Genomic DNA, 16,813 nt, shown 5'->3' with positions numbered 1-16,813 from the left:
ATTTCATATGGATTTCAACACTTCCCTCAGACGGGCTATCAAGACCGGGACTGTGATCCTTGGTCAGAATGAGACAAAAGAGTGTATTGAGAGTAAAAAAGCACAACTCATTGTGGTTGCAGGAAACTGCCCGAAGGAGTTTGTCGAGTTTCTTTCTGGTAAGGAAGAGGTAAAGGCTCATACCTTCCCGGGTTCAAGTGTCCAGCTCGGCCGTGCCTGTGGTAAGCCATTCATGGTAAGCGCCCTGGCAGTTGTAGAAGCAGGCGAGTCTGACATTCTGAGCCTTTCAAGGTAAGCGAGTGATATGGGAGTAGTTCTTAACGAAGAGAAACTGGCTCTGATTGCCCGGTTTGAACACCTGACTGGTGCTGGAAGCCGTGACGTCATCGCCGACGAAGAGAATAACCGGTTTATCTTCATCGTAAATAACGGTGAGATGGGGCTTGCCATTGGCAAACAGGGTGCCAATATTAAGAAAGCAGCCGAGACACTTGGCAAGCGCTGTGAGGTTGTGGAGTACTCGGATGATCCGACCCAGTTCCTCAAGAACTGCTTCCATCCTGCCAAGGTGACCGAGATTCAGTACTCGGATTATCATGGCGACCAGATCGCCCATGTGGTGATCAGGGATGAGGATCGCGGACTAGCAATAGGGAAAGCGGGTAAAAATTTGAACCGCACAAAGATGCTTGCTCTCCGCGAACACAATATCCAGAACATTATTCTCGAGTAATCCTTTTTTTCATTGCATATTGTTCTTTGATTCATACCATAATCCTGAAATAGTATTCAGGTTGAACAGACTCCTATTATGGATGGAACCAGAGCGTTACTGGTGGGACTTGCGTTGCTTTCACTGATGGCAATAGGGATTGTAACAGCAACAGATGGAGTATTTCCAGTACCTGTAGAAACAATTCAGCCTCCTGCAAATCTCTCTATAGGTGTTCAGGTTGATCAGATGGGATCATCGATCACTGCAACATTTCGTGGTGGATTCGGTCAGAATCTTCTAAAATCCTTACAGATAACTGTAACTTCACCAGACGGAAAAAATCAGACAAAGAATCTTGGATGGCAGACTGGAGACACAGTCACATTTACCGGAACCGGGTGTGGTGACCAGGTGACAGGGACTGCAGTATACATGGATGGAGTTGAGTACCCATTCCTGAATGAAGTACTTCCTGCAGTACCAGGAATCTGTAGTGTTGGTTTTAAGAAAGTGGTTGATCCATGCGAGGAGATCGCTGCCTCACCATCGTTGAAGACTGCTCCAATTGAGGAGATTCCTGGCAACAAATCCGTAGCCATTCAGGCAAATGTTGACATCAGTACCATCACTGTTGAATTCCGTGGTGGTTTTGGTCAGAATATCATCAAGTCGCTGAAGGTTACAAGGTATGCTCCGGATGGAACAACAGAAACAAAGGATCTTGGAACCAAGGTTGGATCTACAGTCAATTTCATTGCCTCAAACAATTGTATGGAGCGGATAGGCGCTGATGTTGCCTTTATGGACGGGACACAGTACCACTTCTTTGATCAGGTTCTTCATATCAGCAGAACCCGATAACTTTTTTTTAAAATTGTCAGTGTCGCTCGTTGAGGGCACAATAAGCCAAAAAAAATTCCAAGAAAATAATTTTACGGACCTGGGGGGATTCGAACCCCCGACATTCGGGTTAGAAGCCCGACGCTATATCCAGGCTAAGCCACAGGTCCACCTGTGCCTCAATACATTATATCTGAACTGGTTTAAACCTAGCGAAAAAAAGGGTTATCCTGCATGAAAAATTACTGGTCTGACAACATCAACCCGGCGTGGTTCAGTCAGCCGGCAGGGACTTACCGTTGCCTTGATGGTGGTGTTCGAGATATATTTCAACTTACATCGTGCCGACATACGCTCTCTCTCCATGACATGATATCCTTGTGAAACCTCAACAACGTGTTTCATCGTGATGGAGACTGATAGTATCTCAACGATTATACCTGTGTCTCCAATTACGATATCTTCACAGTCAACTGATGTCATGAAGACCCTGGCGCCCGGAGCTACAGTTGATAATGCAATAACATTGTGAGCACTTGTGAGTTCAACTGTCCGTGGGACTCCTTTTCTGAGTTCTTCGATTACCTGCGGTGAGATCCCTGATAATGTGATACACTCCATAGTGATCACCCGTACATCGGAAGTAAGGGATCAGTCTTCACCGGCTGCTCTTCGGCAGACTGCACATCTTCAGAGAGACGATGCATCTGTGCCTCAATTTCATCTGCCTGTTCTAAAAGGCCGCTTGTATCGACCGGGAGCTGATAAATCGTTTTCATTACCTCTATTGTTGCTGCTGCAGCCCGGGGATCTGGAGCGTTTATTGTCTCACCAAGAAGCCCGATGCCAGGTATTCCCCTGACTTTACATTCGGTAAGGATACTGCTGGCAATACCTGATATGCTTCCAATGGGAAGCCTGAGTGCGTTCTCACCGATCTTGTCAAGCAATTCCTTTGCGGTGGTGACACAGAACACCCGTTTCTCCGGTTCGTTTGTAATGATACCTGCAATGGTTACCACTTCGGCAATCGTTACCGGTTTGAGCCAGTCAAGGATCGCATTGGCGACTTCATAACAGATCTGGGGATGAATCGGGATATCAGCAAATATTGCGATTGTTGCATCTTTCTCATAGATTCGAACGGGAACTGCTATGACTCCTTCAGTCATCATTGCCATCGGCGGGAAGTACTTACTGGTAATCACCCCGATCTGGGTGAAGCCAAGTTTCTCTACGATGTATGAGAGTGCTATGCTCCCAACTAGACCGCTTCCGGGAAATCCGATAAAAACCGTAACCGGCTGACCTGATGGTGGCGGTGACTGCACGATGACGTCGGGTACCTGACTGTTCATCATTACATTAAGATACCCATCGCAGCTATAAAATGAGTATGCAGGAGTATCCAATCAAGCGGACCCATATAAAGCAACTTTCAGAGAACCTAGTGGAAAAACTCAAAGAGCACTTTGAAATTGAACCTAAAGAGGTTGACGGGTTCTATCAGATCAGCTTCGGTGCCATCGAATCTATGCGGGTAAAGGTTGGGGCAACAGGCAAAACCATGCTCGTTGAGACAAAGTCCAAGACCGGGATCGAGGATGAACAGATCATTCTTGACACAAACCGCAGGTTCAGGCGGTATCTTGATGCAGTAACTGGATACACAACAAAGGAACGAGTAAAAAAAGCAAAAACGGTTGAATAACCGTCTCTTTTATTCGATAATTATTGCAGGTTTGTAAGGCAGGGCATTTCCTGCCTTTTCATGTGAGCAGTTCTCTGCTGCTACCATGGTGAACTTGAGGTTGAATTCGTTCTCAAGGAACTTCTGGGCTGCAGTAAAGACAGCCAGTTCATCAGGTCTGCTCTCCACAATCTGGAGAGCAAGTTCTGATGAAAGCCGGTGATAGTGGTTAGTACAGTTCTTAACCGCATCAGCAGCCTCTTTCCCCCGTGCCCTCACGCTTTCCTGTTGCATGATCTCACGCATGACATTTTTCTTGTCAGGTGCAGATGCGATCAATTTAAAGATCTCCCACTTCCACTCGGGAGAAACACAGATAGTAACCTGCTGGGGTTTCATCTTGATGATGCGAAGCAGTGATTCAATATCCTCTACAGTACGTGCAAGAAGGTCTTCACCTATCTCTGCGCTGATATCAATCTTTGTCTCGTCTGCTTCAGGCCAGGATGCGAAAGAGATCAATTCGTCATGACCCATCTCTTTCCAGAGTTCTTCTGTAGTGAAGGGGATGATTGGTGCAAGCAGGCGGACCCATGTAGAGCTGATCTCGTGAAGAGCCTCCTTGCCACCGGTAAGGTCTCCTCCGAGACGACGTCTGTACCATTTCAGATCAGATTCAAGTCCGAAGAAAGCCTCCTGAAGAGCCTGTCTGGTCTGGAAGTTTTCCATCGCCCTAGTAACTTCCCTGATATGTTCCTGAACCCGTGAGATGATCCACCGATCGATAGGCGCGGGACTTCCTCCTGCTGTGTTTGCCTCGTGAATGGTTGAAGCAAACCGCTCTATCTGCTTTCTGGTTGAGGCGACCAGTTCATTTCTCCAGTCAAAGTCCTGCCAAGGCTCTCCGCTGCCGATCAAAAACATCCTGACTGTGTCAGCACCGAAGTCGTTGATGGCATCCTCAAGCAGATAGACGTTTCCTTTCGAGGATGACATCTTTGCACCGTTCAGAAGACCCATCCCGAAGACTACCATCCCGTGTGGGAGCAGGTTCTTTGGGAATATAGAGCAGTGGTGGAATATCTGGAACGTCAGGTGATTGGAGATGAGGTCCTTTGCTGAGAATCTGAAGTCGTACGGATACCAGAAGAGGAATTCCTTCCTCATTGCATCAAGTTCTGCACGCTCAGGAAGGTCTGGTGACTCTTTGCCCAGGAAGATGTAATCGAAGACCTCCGGTGTCAGGATGGCCGGGTTCATCTTCTTTACCCGTGCGGCAATGGTGTAGTACGCCATATAGATGGTGGAATCAGAGAGAGGCTCTATGAGCCACTCAGGATCCCATGGCATCTTCGTGCCAAGCCCTACCCGTCGTGAACATGCCCAGTCCTTGAGCCAGCCTACTGTCCGGTCAAACTCCACCCTTACCTCGGAAGGAACGAGTTCCATGGTTGCTAGCTGATCATATACCTGTTTTTTCCAGGCCGGATCACTGTACTCGAGGAACCACTGGTCATGTAAGACCTTGACATACACCCGGGAACCACATCTGCAGACAACCGGGCGGGTATCAAACTCATACATGACAAAGGAGCCATGCTTGTCTGTGAGCACCTGGCCTATCTCATCACGTGCGAACTTTACAGGTTTCCCCCCGTACTGTTCGTACATCTTTCCCGTGCTGTGCTCTGCAGAATAGACCTCCTGGGTCAGGGCTTCAAGGTTGGGATCATCCTGGTTGATGATATCTGCCTTCTCTACTGCCTCGACAGCTGGGAATTCACCAAACCCGTCAACCTTGATCAGACCGATTGGTTTGATTGAGGTGTATTTCCCTTTCTGCTGCAGATCACGCAGTGCAATGTAATCATAGGGTGCATGGGCAGGTACACTCATCACAAGACCTGTTGCCATGTCAGGGTCTACGAATACTGCCGGAAGGATAGGAATCTCACCACAGAATGGATGGGTTACGGTTTTATCAACGAGCTCAGATCCCTTGATAACTCCAAGTTCCTTTACTTCGTGATCCTGAAGACCGAGTTTGATCATAGCTTCGCGGGAGAGTACCCACTCTTTCCCGTCCACGTTTGCTCTTACGTACTCGACATCAGGGTTTACCCATAGATTGGTGACACCGTAAATGGTCTCTGGCCTGAGTGTTGCGCAGGGGATCGTGATATCCCCATACTTGAAAAGTATCAGGATGAACTTCTGGATCTCTGCCTTGTCTCCCTCAAGGAGATCGTGATCACCGACCGGGTTGTCATCCTGCGGGCAGTACCTGACTGGGTGGGCACCTTTAACAACATGCCCTGCCTCGTTGAGGTGTTTCCATTGCCATTCGATGAACTTGCTGTAGGTAGGCTCAACGGTGGTGAACCTCCTGGTCCAGTCAATCGAGAGCCCGGCCTGTTTCATCACCCGTTCGTACTCGTTCGCAAAGTGATTGACGATATTGAGGGGATCAGTGAATGAATCCAGCACATCCTGGGGAACCCGGTAGAGGTCCCGGTACAGTTTGATTGCCTTCTCATCCTTTCGTGCAATTCGTTTTGAGATCCCAACCACCGGCGCACCGGTGACATGGAATGCCATCGGGTACAGCACTTCACGACCCCGCATCCTCCAGAACCGTGCGATAACATCAGGAACGATGTATGTCCTGCCGTGGCCGACATGCATCGCCCCGCTTGGGTACGGGTACGCAACGGTGAGATAGAACTTCTGCTTGTCAGATGGTTTTGTGACAAATGCCCCTTCCCATCTGGCCCTGACTGCGGCCTCCTGGTTAATGGTATCCTGAGTCACGATATGTCCTCTTTGATTCCACCTTTAGACCGTCTTGAGCCTGATGGGCTCGCCCTCGTTATACCTGCGCAGCATCTCCTGTGCAATAGTACTGTTCTTTGCGAGGTGAATCTCACCGGAGTCATTGACCGTCGCTGTGAAGAGATACTCCCTTCCTGCAAAGACATCCACGATCTTGCCGGTGTTGTCTGAGGAGATGATTGAGAGCTGCTTCTTGTCAATCCTGACCTGCAGTCCCTCACCGAGGTTCAGTTCCTCTTTCTCAACTGGAGCTGAGGCTGCTGCAACCTTTGCTTTCTTGGCAAGCTCACTGGCAGGTCTGATGTCAATCCCGACACCCACCTTGTTCACGATTGCAGCGATGTTCTTGCCACCCTTACCGATTGCAGCGGGAACGTCGCGATCATCAATGTAAACAACAGCCTTGGTTGCTGAGAGCATTTCGACAAGTATCTCACCGTTTGAGTATCTGCCGATCTCACGCTGGATATCCCGTTCAGTAACTTCCCAGGTGGAACTCTCTTCATCCTCGTCTTCATTCTCATTCTCGTCTTCAGACTGCTGGGGTTCAGAGTTCTGAACTGTTGCAACTGCAACCACAGCCTTCTCTGGCTCAAGTCCCTTGCCAGTCTCCTGAGGTGGCTCGTATGCCGGTGCCTCTTCTTCCTCAACAGGGGCTATTGGAAGTACAACGGTCTCAGTGCCGAACTTGAAGATCTCGAAGGCCACATCACCAGTCTGGAGTTCAGACAGGGTAGTAACCGGACGGATGTGCATCTCATTATCTGCACCTTCGGGTATCTTCATTGAGAAGCTGGTTGAGTAGATGTGTTGAATCTGCCCATCCTTCATGTAGATAAGACTTCCAAAGACCTGTGAAAGAGCAGAGAAGTCAATGCGGTATGCCATCCGCTGAAGTGCCTCAAGCGGTGAGACTGCGTGGAGAATACCGACCATGCCAATACCAGCAAGCCGCAAATCAGCAAAGACATCAAAGTCATCATTCTTCCGCAGTTCGTCAAAGATGATGTAGTCCGGACGAACAAGGAGCATGACATCGGCTGTGTTGACCATGCTGCCGTCAAGAGCAGTATACTGGGTGATCTGGTCAGGAACCTGCATCTCCCGTGGCTGTTCCATTGTCTTGACAATGCAACCGGAATCTGAAAGGTATGTAGCAATAGCCTGGGCGAGAGTGGTCTTGCCGCAACCGGGAGTGCCGGTGATCAGAACGCCTGGCTTTTCACTCAACAGGATTTTTATGATTATATCTGCCTGGCTGTAGTCCTGGAGAGAGAGATCAACGATAGGCCTGACTGCGGTTATCTCCATTCCGTCAGAGAAGGGACGGCGGGCGATCGATATCCGCATGGATCCGATCTGGACAACAGTAACTCCCCGCTTCTCTATCTCGATGAAACCATCAGGATCGCGTTTGGCACGTTCAAGAATTTCCTGTGCCATAGACCTGAGTTCGTACTCAGTGCAGAGTGTATCCCTGGCAATAAACGTCTCAGTCTTTCCGATGGTTCCTCTGCGAACCATCGGCTTTGCACGCTCTTTCAGGTAAACTGCTATCGTGTATTCGTCAAAAAACTGATCAATTGCAAGGGGCGTGAAGTCCTCTACCTGAGGTCGCAGGTATAATACGTCAAGACCTTTTGCCTTTGCAACTTCAGACTGGACAACATCACTGGTGATAAATCTTGCACCATGGGTTATTGCCACCTTCCGGATCAGAGAATCTATTTCACCGCCACTGGCAAGTTTTACCTGCTCAAGTGTCGGGCGTTCGCCGTAGAACTCTATTGATATTATACCTCTTTCAGCGAGCTTACACAGTTCCTGAAGTTCGGTCAGACCTGAAAATCCGATCTCCCGTCCCTGGTTTGCCTGCGCCTCCAGTTCAGCAACAACTGCTTCCGGTATTATTATTTGAGCTCCGTTATATTCACCTGTATCGATGAGAGTGGTGATGCGACCGTCTATGACGACGCTAGTATCTGGCACCAATTTCAAAAAATATTCACCACTTATAACGTGGTCATTCATTGCTTTTATTATATACCTTATCCGGCTCAAATAGGCGGTCTGCTATAATTTTACCGCTGATAGTCCGGTAAAAACAGGTCCAGTGGCCAGTGTGACAGGCAGCGCATTGTTGTGAGACAATATAGATCAGGGTATCAGCATCACAGTCAACCCTGATCTCATGAACCTTCTGTAGGTTTCCTGACTCCTCGCCTTTCTTCCAGATTTTTTTGCGTGATCTGCTGTAGTAATGTGCGTAACCACTTTTCTGTGTTAGATCAACAGCCTCACGTGTAGCATAAGCGAGCATGAGAACATCCTTGGTCTCAAGGTCCTGGGCGATAACTGGGATCAGCCCCTGCTCATTAAAGCTGAGTTCTATCTGTTCTGATTCCACACAATTCATGAGACAACCAGCCTGATCAGAAATCCGAAAAGATCACCAAGGAAGAGAGCAGAGATAAGTCCCCCGGTGATGGGGATCAGAAATGGTACACCATAACTGATCCAGACTGTGCCAGCCTTTCGGTATAACGCAAGTTCTTTGCGATACCGTTCTGGATGCTCTTTAAGCGATTTAGTGTATACTCGCTTTCCGCCTGCTACAAGATCTTTTATTGCAGCTCCTACTCCGATAAATTTCCGCTGCAGTTCCCCGTTCACCTCGGAAAACTCTTCCATAACAATCCCAAACTGGTTTTCAATATCAGATCCCTGCACTGGAAATCCGAGAAAGAGATATGGCAATGGTGCATGGTTTCCCCTGATTACATTCATTACAAAGAACGCAACTGGAAGAATGAGGTTGATGACTACTGCATTAAAGAGAACGCTGAAGGGCAGAAACACATACGGTGGAAAGCCAAAGACCGGATAACCGGTGACAGGGGCAAACGGAAAACAAGGGATAAGAACGGTAATGAGTATCAGGGCTTTGGTATCTGCCATGCCCATCAGGTTGAACCTGGTAAAGAGGTAGAAGGCAACAACAAAGAAGAGGATGAGCGGGATGAGTGGCATCATCATGCGCAGATTACCAGCTTCTGCCACTGAGTACCAGAACCAGATGAGCATGGGAATGCCGATTGCAAGTGCCGGATACCACATCACAACCGGTACTGCACGTTCCCGTATGTCCTCTCTGCATCCGTAGATGAGTGTAATAATCAGAACAAGGGCATTAACTGCAAGAGGGAGCATGACCGCAGGCATGCTGAACATATCCATGATACCTCTTCTTTGCGATCCTTAATCTTCTGTTCGATCTCTTTCGTGCGATCACCGTTTCAGAACACCCATCTCGGAGAGCCGGGCCGGGAGGTACTCATCAGTGACAAAGTCAAGACCACGGGCAGCGAATGCCTGTTGTTCTGATTTCAGGTTCAGGGAGAGCTGGAGATCTATCTGTTCCCGCCAGTATTCTGTTGCAAATCTGGGGTCTGTCAGTTCTGCTCTGAGAGCTGCGATGTCCTGGTCTGTCAGTTTGTCTGAAGGGAGATCATAATCCCTGATATCAGTCGGCTGAACACCGATGAACCGGGCTGATGGAGTTGCAAGAATCTCTGAAATGTGTGCACTTTTGATCGACCCGTACGCAACTGAAGCATAGATCCTATATGACCACGGGTCGCCATCGGTGAAGACCGTGACCGGGAGCTCGAACTCTTTTGCAAGTCTGTTGAGAACACGTCTTGTTGATCGTGCAGGCTGGCCTTTGAGATGGACAAGGATGGCATCATACTTCTCGTCAAATCCGTTCTCTATCAGACGGGCATACATACCACCGGTCTCTATTGCGATCACCATCTTGGCATCATGATCCACGAGTTCCAGTTTCTCTACGTTTGTTGGGATCTGGTACCCGGTCTCGCCGACGTCATTGCCGCAGTGAATCTCTTTTGGACCACGCCTGGTCTCCTCTCTTATTCTGAGCGGACCAAATACACTCGCTCCGTCTTCTTCTGGTCTGAGGTTGAACTGCTCACGCTGAACATCTGTAAGGATCTCAAGATCCTCAATGAGGAGATTGGAATCGTTCTGGGCTCCAAACTTAGCTCTCTTCCAACCCTCAGAAATGTAATATAGTTCTCTTAAGGTGGATGAACGGTTCTCCACGATCTGGTGCCTGATAAACCAGATTACATACGCCATCTTGAGGATATGCAGGGCACTCTTTTCGCTGCCTGCCTCACGAAGCCTCTCCCTGTCTCCGTACTTCCAGACCTCGGTGTCCTCATCGTACTCGATGTTCTTTTTGGTTCTGGTCGGCATCGTGATAGATGGGAGATCCCCTCTGGTCATCTGGGAGTACCACTGCCTTGGAATTCCCAGCAGTTTGTTCAGAGTCTCCTTTTTTCTGGCTTCCTTATCTATCAAGATCCACCACCACTTTCTTCTTCTCGTCTATTCCCCTGATGTCAATACTTCCCCTGCCTGTCCCGGGAAACTCGGTGATCCAGGTTTCTGAAGCTGCAAGGCGGAGCTGCCATACTGCCGAGTAATCATCACCCATCTTTTCTACAAAAACCGGCGGTTTGTCCGCTTTCTGTGGATCATCCTGAGTGATGGCATAAAGCGAGATATCAACCGCGTGTGAGGTGTAGTTGTTCACAAGGATAGAGACTATTCCATCTGTAGTCCTCTTCTTGGCAACCAGCCTTCGCATGATCTGCCCTTCAATAGGTGAAGTATCAGGGACCGGAAGTTCCAGCGTCTCTGCAACCTTTGCTGCAATATCGGGGATGATCGAACAGATGGCCCGGGCCCGCTCTTCACTCTGTCTGCTCCGGTCACGGCGCTGGATAAACGTCTTGAGATCACGTCCGAGATCCTGCAGAGCCAGGGTTATCTCCCGCTCGATCTCAAGAATGGAAGCGACCGCATCCTTGCTCTCGCTCGTGAACGGGACATTGGTTGATGCCACATGAACGAGGATGATCAATGGGCCTGTGGGAAGCCCCTGCTGACCGAGGCCATACGTCCTCCAGTTTACCCCGCTGATACAGGCGGTGACAGCACAGGCTCCCTGCTGGTACATGAGTGGTACCCGGTTTGCAAACCGCATGATCCTTGCAGTCCCTTCTGCTTCGAGTTTTCCCCCCCAACCAAGAGCTGCCTCCACGATAAACGGATGTCCGTGGTACACTGCAGCAGGCCGGGTCCGTGCCGAGATATAATCGAGTTGGAACTCTTTCTCAAGCCCCTGTCTGATGAGATTTTCGCCTATCGGGGAGAGACACTGCTGGGCCGGTGGCGGAGGTACATTTGCACTCTGCATTGCTGCAAGCAGGGTGGCAAGTTCCTTTATTTTAAGAGAAGAAGCCTTACGGTCATCTGACATTCCGGCTGTATTCAGGATCTCAGTTGCTGTCTTCTCGCCGACCCTGCTGAACCCTTCAATCAGGAATGTCCTGAGCGTTTCATTGGTAGCAGCTGCCATCCGTTTGAGTTCGCCCAACTCGACCCCGTGGGGATGCGGCTTGATCGCTTTTGGCGGGACTATGGGCTCCTCACTTGCACGATCAAACGTCATCGTCTCACCATCGAGATCGACCCTGATCCTGCAGTGTGGGTTTACAACCGAGGTGTACCTGAGATACTCGACGAGCCGTTTTCGTGCCGTCAGGCTGCTTCTGAATTCTATCTCGATTCTGGTTCCGTGGGTGCGGTCCCAGGTTATCTCTTCACGTGACAGGATCTCGGGCTCGTTTGTCTCAGTCTTAATCTGAATGAGCATTCTGAATGCTCCCCGGTCAGCACCACACCGGGAGATGACGAGTGTCGGTGTGCCGGTCGTCAGCTGGGCATACAGGACAGCTGCTGAAATTCCGATACCCTGCTGCCCCCGTGACTGGCGGATCTGGTGGAACCGGGAACCATAGAGGAGTTTTCCAAAGACAAATGGAATATTTTCAGGAACTATTCCCGGACCGTTATCCTCAACAACAACCTTGAAGACATCCTCTTGCATCCTGAAGATACCAAGGTAGATGTCTGGGAGCACTCCTGCCTCCTCGCAGGCATCTAGTGCATTGTCAATCGCTTCTTTGACTGTAGTGATGATCCCCCGCACTGGAGAGTCAAAACCAAGCAGGTGTTTGTTCTTCTCAAAAAATTCGGCTACACTGATACTCCGCTGCTGACGGGCCAGTTCGTCTGCAAGGGTTTCAGCCTGAGGTTCTGGTTGCACAGGGTCGGACTCTTTCTTTCGTGCCATTGTGCCTTGAAAATAATGGAAGGTTCAGTACTCAGTTTTTTAGTGGGTGGTCAGTAGAGATATCACATCGGAAAGCGGAAGAGTCTGCTGTTCTCCTCCTTTCATGTTCTTCAGGGTTGCCATACCTGATTTTACTTCATCATCGCCGATGATAATGACAAAATCGGCAATCTTTCCAGCACTCTTCATCTGGGCGGAAAACCCTCTCCCCATAAGGTCGATACTGCATATGATTCCGCTCCCCCGCAATTCACGTGAGACTGCAATGGCTCGCTCCCGTGCTTCAGGGGTAAAGATAACACTAACCTGAGGCTGGAATGGCATCCAGATATGTTCGCCAAGAGCTACCATCACCCGGTCAAATCCCATCGCAAACCCGACAGACGGGGTATCCTCTCCACCAAAGAGGTGAGCAAGCCGGTATGCACCGCCCCCGAGGATCTGATTCTCTGCTCCCAGTCCTTCGGCAAAGCATTCAAAGACAATTCCGGTGTAATAATCAAGACCGCGGGCGATGGCAGGATTGATCTCATACTGGATTCCCTGGCTGTCGAGGATACCAAAGGTCTCTCGTATCCGGTCAGCCTCAGGGATCTCGCCGATAACAGCAAAGACCTCATCCAGCGTTCGTGCACTAATGAGCTGCTGTAGTGGGGCAGCAAGATCATTTCTCCCTGATTCAGTCAGGAATACGGAGGCGGCGTCTGTGTCACGCTTATCGAGAAACGCTCTGACCTTTTTCTGATCTTCGGCAGGGAGATCTTTCAGAAGAGTTCGCATGAACGAGAGATGCCCAATCTTCATGACAAAGGTAACGCCCGTCGTCCTGAGCAGATCGTCTGCAACCATCATAACCTCTGCATCAGCCATTGCCGAGTCAGCCCCAATGAGTTCGATTCCAAACTGCCAGAACTGCCGGTATCTTCCTTTCTGTGGACGTTCGTACCGGTAGCAGTCTGCATAATAACTCCACTTGATCGGCTTTGTCAGGGAACGGCCTTCATTTACAAAGGTTCTCAGCACTGGTGCAGTGAGTTCAGGCCTGAGAGCGAGGGATCTTCCACCCTTGTCTTCAAAGACATACATCTCATCGATGATTCCTTCTCCTGAACGGATCGTGAAGAGTTCAAGTTCCTCAAACGTGGGTGTTGATACTTCACGGTACCCCCAGGTCCGGGCCTTAGCCCTCAGCCGTGCCTCGATCTCCCTGCGCTGCTCCATCTCATCAGGGAGCATATCCCGTGTTCCTCGTGGTCTGCTCAGCATGTATATCCTCTAAACTATCGCTTTATCCGGACTTTTCCAAGTGCCCGGTCAAAGACAGGTTCTGTTGAAAAAACAACCTCCCTCTTCTGCTGTCCCTGGAGATACAATCCAAGCAGGACAATCCCGATTCCGAGAATATCGACAGATGGAAAGAGCAGTATCTCTCCTGCTCCTGCGGTTGTGATCGCGGTGTGAATAACTCCTGTTCGTGCCGAAATCCGGTATCCGTCAAGGCCGGTCCTCATATAAATCCTGATATCACGCAGCCATAAAAAGAGGCAGGCAGCCGAACCGAAGACGGCGATATAGAAGAGATAACTCACCACAATGAACCTATTATGTAATCTTTGACTCATATCTTACTATCTTACATGAAGCCTGATGGTGATCTGCGGGATCTTCTAGAGCGTGTCAGAAGAGGGGTTCTCTCCCCCGATGAGGCTGAAAATGAGATCCAGAAAAGGGGCACAGGTCATATCGGATCTATTGCACACCTTGATCTTGAACGGGCAGGTCGGTGTGGGATTCCGGAAGTGGTGCTTGCTGAAGGTAAGGATCCTTCACATCTGTATGCCATTGCAGAAGGATATGCACGCCGGGCTGGCAGGTGTGTTATCACAAGGATCGATCCTGATACCCTTCCTGCTTTGCAGGAGATCACAGAGCGACTTGGCATCTCGTATGAATATTCCCCAGAAGGCAGGATCATGGTACTCACCGGTGCTCCAAAGATATCGAAAACCGGTGGAGTTATCGGAGTAATCACCGCGGGGACGTCTGATATCAGGGTTGCAGAGGAGGCCAGGGTTATTGCTGAGGAAATGGGGTGTATTGTCCGCACCTCCTACGATGTTGGTGTTGCCGGTCTGCACCGTCTCTTCCCGGTTCTTGAAAAGATGAGGGATTGTCATGCCTTTGTTGTGGCTGCCGGAAGGGAAGGGACGCTTCCGGCAGTAGTCGCCGGTCTTATGGATCAGCCGGTGATCGGTGTTCCGGTCTCAACCGGATACGGATACATGGGAAAAGGAGAAGCTGCCCTTGCCAGCATGCTTCAGTCATGTTCAGTGCTGACCGTGGTAAATATTGATGCCGGATTTGTTGCAGGAGCGTTCGCGGCCAGGATAGCAACGATGGTTGCAGGAGGAAGATCGTGAAACGTGCATTTTACATAGGAAGATTTCAACCGTTTCACAACGGTCACCTGACAGTTATTGATCGCATCACAAAGGAAGCGGATGAATTGATCATCGGAATTGGAAGTGCCCAGCTCAGCCATGATCTTGAAAATCCCTTCACGGCAGGTGAGCGTGTTCTGATGATAACAAGAGCACTGGAAGGCTTATGCTGTCCGTATTATGTCATTCCCATAGAAGACATTAAACGAAATGCCCTCTGGGTTGCCCATATCACCTCAATGACACCTCCTTTTGATACCGTGTACACAAGTAATCCTCTTGTGATCAGGCTCTTTTCAGAAGCAGGAATCCCGGTCTGTTCACCTTCGATGTTTAAACGCGAATCCCATTCCGGAACCTCTATACGGGATCGGATGCGGGCAGGCAAACCGTGGGAGCGTCTGGTTCCACCTGCAGTGGTTGATGTGATTCATGAGATTGCCGGAATTGATCGCATCAGAGATCTTGACCGGGATGACGGGGATCCTATAGTCCAGTATTCATCAGGGGCAGATCATGTTTAAACGAATAACCGAATTATTCAAATCCAAAAAAGCAGAGCCAAAGGCCAGTACAACGACTCTTGCTGACCTTCCTGTATGGCTTGATGCCGAAGAGCAGACATGCATCAGTCTCCGCTCAGAGCAATTCATTGATTCGCGAGAGGTCATAGAGAAAGCCAGGCAGGATATTCTTCAACTTCTTGCAGAGTTTGGGAAAGAGGATTCTACTCCAGAACCCATGCACCCCAAGGTTGAGCAAGTGAACCGGCATAACCTCCCTCAGTTCAAGCACAAGGTTGAGGATGCCCTTGACGTGGAATTTTCTGACGATGATGAGGCTTATTACCAGCAGGTTGCCGAGCTGATCAACAGCTGCTTTAAGGCATACCGCGGTCCCGGCCGCTATCTGCACCATCTGTACGCAGATGAGGTGAAGGTTTTCAGACAGCTGATGGATCAGATTGGGAAAGAACTCAATCTCCTTACTGAAGCAATAAAAAATTCCCGGATCAGACTGAACCGGATTGATGCTGTCAGAGAGGGGATAAAGCAGGTTCAGGGTGCGGAAGATGAACTGGCTGAAATTAATACCATCAGGAAAGAGATGGATGAAAAGCGCAGTGAACGTGTCAGGCGAAAAGATGACCTCTCCCATGACCGGGATGTGTATGCTTCAAGCCATGAGTACCAGGAGTATGCCGATGCACTGGCAGCGTTTGAAGACGAGAAGCGAAGGAGTCTTGAGTTATTCGAGACGCTTGATGCTCTTGTAAGGACTGCTCTTCCAATCTGGCGCCGGGCGCTACGGATTGTGCAGGACGAGAAAAGAAAGGGTGAAGACAAGCATCTTGACGGCCTTATCCAGATGGCTACACTCCAGCAATATGCAGATCCTGAATTTGTGCATCTTGTTAAAACCACATCCGAAGAGATCTTCAAATCAATAGCAAGCGATGCAATCCCCCTGAAAAATTCATTTGAAAAATCGTTGTTTGTGAATGCTGATTCATATGTTGACCAGATGACTGGTGCTGTTGCATTATGGCGAAACGCAGAGGAAAAATGTCAACATGATCATGACATACTTGCCTCACACGCGGCAGCAGAAAAGCATTCTTCGTTTGAGACTGCCATTCTCGATCTCGAACGTGAAATAAAACACATCGATGAGGAATCAGGAAAGCTTGAAGGCCGTGTACACCATCTAGAGCGGGAAAAAGAGAAGGCAGCATCCATCATTAATGACGAGATGAAAGAGTTGTCAGGTGGGGAGATTATTGTAGCAGGAATTGCTGGAGAAGGAGTATGAGCCGTCCTGTCCGTACACTTCAGGTAGAGAAAGGACATGTGGAGTGTCTTTCTTCTAAAAAAGAGGACCTTGATCACTGCAGGTTCTGTGCTCATTCTGTCAGGTTCAAAGTAGCTGGCAGGGAGGTTCCCTCACCTGCCCGTGCATACTGCACCCTTCAGCGTCATAGTGAGGAAATTGACCTTACAAAGGTTGAGGCCGTTATATGCGATGATCTCTCATCAGAGGGGTTTCGCAGTATCATGAATATCATCGGC

General features: G+C 49.4%; 18 protein-coding genes and 1 tRNA gene. 8 read left to right on the top strand and 11 right to left on the bottom strand.

From position 1 onward, the window contains the following. The first annotated feature begins 7 nt into the window (after positions 1-7). From VN429_RS09105 to VN429_RS09095, 3 genes are all read left to right on the top strand, one after another. Complete coding sequence (locus VN429_RS09105) at positions 8-295, top strand: 50S ribosomal protein L30e (protein WP_325632388.1); 288 nt, start codon at positions 8-10, stop codon at positions 293-295. A 9-nt stretch (positions 296-304) separates the two neighbouring features. After that, positions 305-733: a NusA-like transcription termination signal-binding factor gene (locus VN429_RS09100; protein ID WP_109968220.1), complete on the top strand. Its 429-nt coding sequence runs from the start codon at positions 305-307 to the stop codon at positions 731-733. A gap of 78 nt (positions 734-811) precedes the next feature. Continuing rightward, a complete protein-coding gene (locus VN429_RS09095) occupies positions 812-1,576 on the top strand; it encodes a hypothetical protein (protein WP_325632384.1) in 765 nt (254 codons plus the stop codon). 74 nt (positions 1,577-1,650) lie between these two features. Here the strand turns inward: VN429_RS09095 and VN429_RS09090 are convergent. The 3 genes from VN429_RS09090 to VN429_RS09080 form a co-directional block, all read right to left on the bottom strand. Next, positions 1,651-1,725: transfer RNA gene (locus tag VN429_RS09090), tRNA-Arg, on the bottom strand. 55 nt (positions 1,726-1,780) lie between these two features. Then, the gene (locus VN429_RS09085; protein WP_325632381.1) at positions 1,781-2,176 is read right to left on the bottom strand and encodes a DUF473 domain-containing protein; all 396 of its coding nucleotides are present in this window, start codon (positions 2,174-2,176) and stop codon (positions 1,781-1,783) included. Between the two features lie 5 nt (positions 2,177-2,181). Next, positions 2,182-2,916 (bottom strand): proteasome assembly chaperone family protein, encoded by a 735-nt coding sequence (locus tag VN429_RS09080; RefSeq protein ID WP_414675300.1) that lies wholly within the window; start codon positions 2,914-2,916, stop codon positions 2,182-2,184. A 29-nt stretch (positions 2,917-2,945) separates the two neighbouring features. On the opposite strand from VN429_RS09080, the gene VN429_RS09075 reads away from it, so the two are divergent. After that, complete coding sequence (locus tag VN429_RS09075) at positions 2,946-3,266, top strand: DUF5611 family protein (protein WP_325632377.1); 321 nt, start codon at positions 2,946-2,948, stop codon at positions 3,264-3,266. 9 nt (positions 3,267-3,275) lie between these two features. On the opposite strand, the gene leuS is transcribed toward VN429_RS09075, so the two are convergent. The 8 genes from leuS to VN429_RS09035 are packed head-to-tail and all read right to left on the bottom strand — an operon-like array spanning position 3,276 to position 13,925. Beyond that, positions 3,276-6,056 carry a leucine--tRNA ligase gene (gene leuS, locus VN429_RS09070; protein WP_325632375.1) on the bottom strand — a complete coding sequence of 927 codons (2,781 nt, stop codon included), beginning with the start codon at positions 6,054-6,056 and terminating at the stop codon, positions 3,276-3,278. 24 nt (positions 6,057-6,080) lie between these two features. After that, on the bottom strand, positions 6,081-8,075 hold the full coding sequence (locus VN429_RS09065; protein ID WP_325632372.1) for a PINc/VapC family ATPase: 1,995 nt from the start codon (positions 8,073-8,075) through the stop codon (positions 6,081-6,083). 25 nt (positions 8,076-8,100) lie between these two features. Beyond that, on the bottom strand, positions 8,101-8,469 hold the full coding sequence (hisI, locus tag VN429_RS09060; RefSeq protein WP_325632403.1) for a phosphoribosyl-AMP cyclohydrolase: 369 nt from the start codon (positions 8,467-8,469) through the stop codon (positions 8,101-8,103). A 20-nt stretch (positions 8,470-8,489) separates the two neighbouring features. Next, positions 8,490-9,314, bottom strand: a complete 825-nt coding sequence (locus tag VN429_RS09055) for an A24 family peptidase C-terminal domain-containing protein (protein ID WP_325632369.1) — start codon at positions 9,312-9,314, stop codon at positions 8,490-8,492. A gap of 51 nt (positions 9,315-9,365) precedes the next feature. Further along, complete coding sequence (locus VN429_RS09050; protein WP_325632401.1) at positions 9,366-10,460, bottom strand: DNA topoisomerase IV subunit A; 1,095 nt, start codon at positions 10,458-10,460, stop codon at positions 9,366-9,368. After that, a complete protein-coding gene (locus VN429_RS09045; RefSeq protein WP_325632366.1) occupies positions 10,453-12,303 on the bottom strand; it encodes a DNA topoisomerase VI subunit B in 1,851 nt (616 codons plus the stop codon). Before VN429_RS09045 ends, VN429_RS09050 begins: the two co-directional genes overlap by 8 nt. A 39-nt stretch (positions 12,304-12,342) precedes the next feature. Further along, positions 12,343-13,569 (bottom strand): histidine--tRNA ligase, encoded by a 1,227-nt coding sequence (gene hisS / locus VN429_RS09040; RefSeq protein ID WP_325632362.1) that lies wholly within the window; start codon positions 13,567-13,569, stop codon positions 12,343-12,345. Between the two features lie 14 nt (positions 13,570-13,583). After that, positions 13,584-13,925: an ABC transporter permease gene (locus VN429_RS09035; protein ID WP_325632358.1), complete on the bottom strand. Its 342-nt coding sequence runs from the start codon at positions 13,923-13,925 to the stop codon at positions 13,584-13,586. Between the two features lie 15 nt (positions 13,926-13,940). Here VN429_RS09035 and larB point away from each other — a divergent pair, with 15 nt between their 5' ends. The 4 genes from larB to VN429_RS09015 all read left to right on the top strand — a co-directional run. Next, the gene (larB, locus tag VN429_RS09030; RefSeq protein WP_325632355.1) at positions 13,941-14,723 is read left to right on the top strand and encodes a nickel pincer cofactor biosynthesis protein LarB; all 783 of its coding nucleotides are present in this window, start codon (positions 13,941-13,943) and stop codon (positions 14,721-14,723) included. Further along, positions 14,720-15,268, top strand: coding sequence for a nicotinamide-nucleotide adenylyltransferase (locus tag VN429_RS09025; RefSeq protein ID WP_325632352.1), 549 nt, complete (start codon positions 14,720-14,722; stop codon positions 15,266-15,268). Before larB ends, VN429_RS09025 begins: the two co-directional genes overlap by 4 nt. Continuing rightward, positions 15,261-16,556: a hypothetical protein gene (locus tag VN429_RS09020; protein ID WP_325632349.1), complete on the top strand. Its 1,296-nt coding sequence runs from the start codon at positions 15,261-15,263 to the stop codon at positions 16,554-16,556. Before VN429_RS09025 ends, VN429_RS09020 begins: the two co-directional genes overlap by 8 nt. Next, a partial coding sequence (locus tag VN429_RS09015) for a hypothetical protein (protein ID WP_325632347.1) occupies positions 16,553-16,813 on the top strand: 261 nt, incomplete at its 3' end. The genes VN429_RS09020 and VN429_RS09015, both read left to right, overlap by 4 nt.

This window comes from Methanospirillum sp. (assembly GCF_035560735.1).
Taxonomy (GTDB): domain Archaea; phylum Halobacteriota; class Methanomicrobia; order Methanomicrobiales; family Methanospirillaceae; genus Methanospirillum.
This window is presented reverse-complemented; position numbering and strand designations above follow the sequence as displayed.

Bases quoted from the DNA above. Each gene is read 5' to 3' on its own strand.
- VN429_RS09105 (WP_325632388.1), top strand. From the start codon at position 8: ATGGATTTCAACACTTCCCTCAGACGGGCTATCAAGACCGGGACTGTG.
- VN429_RS09100 (WP_109968220.1), top strand. From the start codon at position 305: ATGGGAGTAGTTCTTAACGAAGAGAAACTGGCTCTGATTGCCCGGTTT.
- VN429_RS09095 (WP_325632384.1), top strand. From the start codon at position 812: ATGGATGGAACCAGAGCGTTACTGGTGGGACTTGCGTTGCTTTCACTG.
- VN429_RS09085 (WP_325632381.1), bottom strand. From the start codon at position 2,176: ATGGAGTGTATCACATTATCAGGGATCTCACCGCAGGTAATCGAAGAA.
- VN429_RS09080 (WP_414675300.1), bottom strand. From the start codon at position 2,916: ATGATGAACAGTCAGGTACCCGACGTCATCGTGCAGTCACCGCCACCA.
- VN429_RS09075 (WP_325632377.1), top strand. From the start codon at position 2,946: ATGAGTATGCAGGAGTATCCAATCAAGCGGACCCATATAAAGCAACTT.
- VN429_RS09055 (WP_325632369.1), bottom strand. From the start codon at position 9,314: ATGGATATGTTCAGCATGCCTGCGGTCATGCTCCCTCTTGCAGTTAAT.
- VN429_RS09045 (WP_325632366.1), bottom strand. From the start codon at position 12,303: ATGGCACGAAAGAAAGAGTCCGACCCTGTGCAACCAGAACCTCAGGCT.
- hisS (WP_325632362.1), bottom strand. From the start codon at position 13,569: ATGCTGAGCAGACCACGAGGAACACGGGATATGCTCCCTGATGAGATG.
- VN429_RS09035 (WP_325632358.1), bottom strand. From the start codon at position 13,925: ATGAGTCAAAGATTACATAATAGGTTCATTGTGGTGAGTTATCTCTTC.
- larB (WP_325632355.1), top strand. From the start codon at position 13,941: ATGAAGCCTGATGGTGATCTGCGGGATCTTCTAGAGCGTGTCAGAAGA.
- VN429_RS09020 (WP_325632349.1), top strand. From the start codon at position 15,261: ATGTTTAAACGAATAACCGAATTATTCAAATCCAAAAAAGCAGAGCCA.